Source organism: Cereibacter changlensis JA139 (genome assembly GCF_003034985.1).
GTDB classification, from domain to species: Bacteria; Pseudomonadota; Alphaproteobacteria; order Rhodobacterales; family Rhodobacteraceae; genus Cereibacter; species Cereibacter changlensis.
This window is the reverse complement of record NZ_PZKG01000244.1, coordinates 1-3,225: the sequence shown is the minus strand read 5'-3', so window position 1 is coordinate 3,225 and position 3,225 is coordinate 1. Positions and strand designations below refer to the sequence as shown.

Below are 3,225 nucleotides of genomic sequence, written 5' to 3'. Positions count from 1 at the left end.
CCAAAACTCGAGGAATTCGAGTTTGACCTTTCCACAGTCGTGCCATCAAAAACCGAATGATCAAGCCGCGGACGGCTTCATGCGGCCAGTTCCTCTTTCGAATTTCCACTAGCCAACGCCTCCACGAACCACTGCGCTTTCCTTCCCCGGCCGGACCAGGTGAGCGCCGGGTTCTCAGGGTGACGGTATTTCGCCGCTGCCGGTGCACGGGAGGATTTCGTCTCGGTGCCGACAAGTTCGGCCAGGGAGTAGCCCAACTCCCGGGCGAGAGCCTCCACCTTGGCGCGGGCTTCCGCCTTCTGCGGATCCTCGAACATGGAGATCGCCTTGGCGACGTCCTTCTGCATTTTCCTCAGCTCGCCGAGCGACAGTGCCTCGAGATCGCAATCAGCCATTGATGCGGTCCATGTCCTGAATGGTATGCGCCGGCTCCGCCCCACTGATTTCGCCGGTTCCCCAGCGCTGACCGAGAGGTGAGTCTCGTTCTGAGGTTTCAGAAGGAGACGGCGATGGCAGACGGTGGGGATGGGTTCGAGGGCCGCATCGCGGTTGTCCAGCGGACGCGGGGTTATCGGAGGTGGCAAGAGTGCGTGTTCCACGTGATGATGGGTGAGGACTATCGCGCGATTGACCTGACGAGCGTCCCCAGGGGGTCAAAGTCATACCGATCGGCGGCTCTCAGGGCCGCAATATAGGCCGCGCGGTGTGCACTGTCGGCGTTTAGCGTGCCGCCGCCGGACCAGTCGAGGAAGATGTCCGGGTCGATCTTCGTTAGGTAGGCGTCCGCCATGATCCGGGCCCAACGTCCGTTGCCGTTGGCGAAGGGATGGATCCAGACCAAGCGGTGATGAAGGCGCGCCGTTGCTTCCAGCGGGTCAAAGCTCTTGTGGTCACACCAATACCGGGCGTCATCGAGGCAGGTGCGCAGCTCGGTCGAGATCTGCCAGATTGGCACGCCGATGTTCTTCTCTGTCAGACGGTAGACGCCCGCCCAATCCCAGACCTCGCCGAAGAGGCGCTTGTGGATCTCGCGGACGGCTGCATCCGTCAGCAGATCGAAGGACTTGGGTCGTCGATCGAGCCAGGTCAGGCCGGCGATGATGTTTTCGCCCTCGAGCTCGTTCAACTCGCCGCGGGTCGCGATGTGCTTGGCCTAGGCCAAGCAATTCGTCCGGTGTCAGTGGTGTCGCCCCGGCGGGCTCGTGAAGCTCCAGCGTCATTGCCAGAAATCCCGGCGGCCTTCGCGGATGATGTCCGCCGCCAATTCCTCGACCATCTCGGCCTCGCTGCGCAGCCCTTCGCTTTGCTCTTCGAGCGCCATATGCGCGCGCGTGCGCTGAATGATGCGGCGGGCTTTTGCGCGCGCTTGGGCCAGGACGATCTCCTCGACCGGGCCCTCGCGCGGGACGATGGCATAGACGACACGTCCACCCATGGCCTCGGCGATCTTCTCGATCTGGTTCAGCGAGATCGTTCCCGCCTGCTCATTCCGGATCGACGCATAGATCGTGTTGCGCGAGACATTGAGGCGTTCGGCAAGGGCTGGCGCGTTCATCCCGATCGCCTCCTGAAACGTGGCGATCCAGCCGCCAAACGGCCTTGCAAGCGACTTTGTCAGGCTGGCAGCCTGGTTGATCCGGTTTTTGGCCTGACGTTGCTTCGCGCGCGAGACGGACATTTGCCAACCTGTGAGTTTGCATTCGCGTGTGCACTGAGACCCCCTAAGATGGCGAAACCCTTTCGTTAGCAACATTAAAGTTATGCCGAAGACCTTGAGGCGCACTATCAAAGTTTTGCAGACGCAGTAGTTCTGCCAAGCTGTGATGTGGCCGCACGGTTGCTCCAATATCATGTTCCCAGCACTGTCCGCACTGATCCGCCCTCTCACGTGTTCCCATAGGTGTCGTCATCCGCTTCGTGCGGTGCCTTGCCGTGGGCAGGGCGAGGTCATGGCCCGGGAATCTGAAAAGCCCTATTGGAACAAGAGCCTGTGGTTGCCGGATACTTGGAATGGACATATCGCGCGAGGAGCTTTTTGCGGTCATTTGGGAGAAGCCGACCGTGGAGGTCGCACGTGACATGGGCATATTGGACGTTGCCGTTGCCAAGCTCTGCGTGCGCCTTCAAGTGCCGAAGCCCCCCGAGGATACTGGGCGCGTAGAAGCAGGCCGGCGGGACAGCGGAGCCGGTGCGTGCGTTCCTCAAGGCAGACATCTGTCCAGGACTGCAGGTCTTCGAGGCTGTCGAACACCTGGCCGTCAGGATCGAACGCTTCACGCGGGTCGCGGATGCCGCGACCTCTCCCTTGCCATGGGGGTGCCGAGGCTGGCAGGCATCGAGGTGAAAGTGCAACTGCACGGCATAGCGCCGGTAGGTCTCGTTGATGGCGCCCCACGCGCCGGCACCCTTGGCGATAGCCGTCTTGACGTTGTCGATCCGCAGCACCGCCGGAACACCGCCGAGCCGCTGCAAACAGGCCGTCTGGCAGGCCTGCCACGAAAGCATGTCCTTCGATCGCGCCCCCACCACTGCGCGCTTGCGACTCCACGACAGCGTTACGACCAGCACGACAAGATCGACTGTTTCATCGCCGATCACCATGCCGGGGTATTCAGCCCAATCCACCTGGGCCTACGCCCCCATCGGCGTGTCGACCCGCCGCCGCGCCCGGATGGCCGGTGCCGGAAATGTCCGCTTCCAGTACCGCGGCACCGACTTCAGGCTGCCGTCGCAATCATGCTCCCGCTTCAGCCAGTCGTGCAGCGCCGCCAGGTTCACCCGTCCGCCCGACTGCTGGCTGCGCCAGTGCGCGATCGCCTCGGCAACCGCCGCCGCCTTGCCGACCTGCACCGTTTGACCGTCCACGGCTCCGGCAGCATCCCGCCGCCGGTGATACCTCACCGTTCCTTCGCTCACCCCCAGCAAACGCGCCACAGAACTCTGGGAATGACCCTGCTTCAGCAATACCGTCATCGCCGTCAGCGCCTCATTCTCGAGACGACCCATCGTCCCCTCCCGGCAGACCACCCACCGGAAAATCGATCAGGCCAAGACGACACCTCGTAAACCTGGATATCGCCTTACGGTCTCAATGGCCTGTCTCGCTACAACTCGATCGCCAGTGTTGGCCCCGAGAGCGCCAAGCCGGTCTCATCCGCGGTCCCGCACCAGACCGAGGCCCAGCCGCCGCGATGGGGAGGAAATCGACCATTGACCCCTTAAAGG

General features: G+C 62.6%; 5 protein-coding genes. All 5 read right to left on the bottom strand.

Going from position 1 to position 3,225, the window contains the following annotated elements:
* Positions 1-77 precede the first annotated feature (77 nt).
* On the bottom strand, positions 78-395 hold the full coding sequence (locus tag C5F48_RS22620; protein ID WP_107665975.1) for an H-NS histone family protein: 318 nt from the start codon (positions 393-395) through the stop codon (positions 78-80).
* Between the two features lie 221 nt (positions 396-616).
* Entirely contained in the window at positions 617-1,126 is a 510-nt protein-coding gene (locus C5F48_RS22615; RefSeq protein ID WP_211314689.1) for a mobile mystery protein B, read from the bottom strand.
* Between the two features lie 90 nt (positions 1,127-1,216).
* Positions 1,217-1,678 carry a helix-turn-helix domain-containing protein gene (locus C5F48_RS22610; RefSeq protein WP_107665974.1) on the bottom strand — a complete coding sequence of 154 codons (462 nt, stop codon included), beginning with the start codon at positions 1,676-1,678 and terminating at the stop codon, positions 1,217-1,219.
* 269 nt (positions 1,679-1,947) lie between these two features.
* Positions 1,948-2,601 (bottom strand): DDE-type integrase/transposase/recombinase, encoded by a 654-nt coding sequence (locus C5F48_RS25790; protein WP_146170719.1) that lies wholly within the window; start codon positions 2,599-2,601, stop codon positions 1,948-1,950.
* Positions 2,602-2,631: 30 nt separating this feature from the next.
* Complete coding sequence (locus C5F48_RS24935) at positions 2,632-3,006, bottom strand: hypothetical protein (protein WP_146170718.1); 375 nt, start codon at positions 3,004-3,006, stop codon at positions 2,632-2,634.
* Between the last annotated feature and the right edge of the window lie 219 nt (positions 3,007-3,225).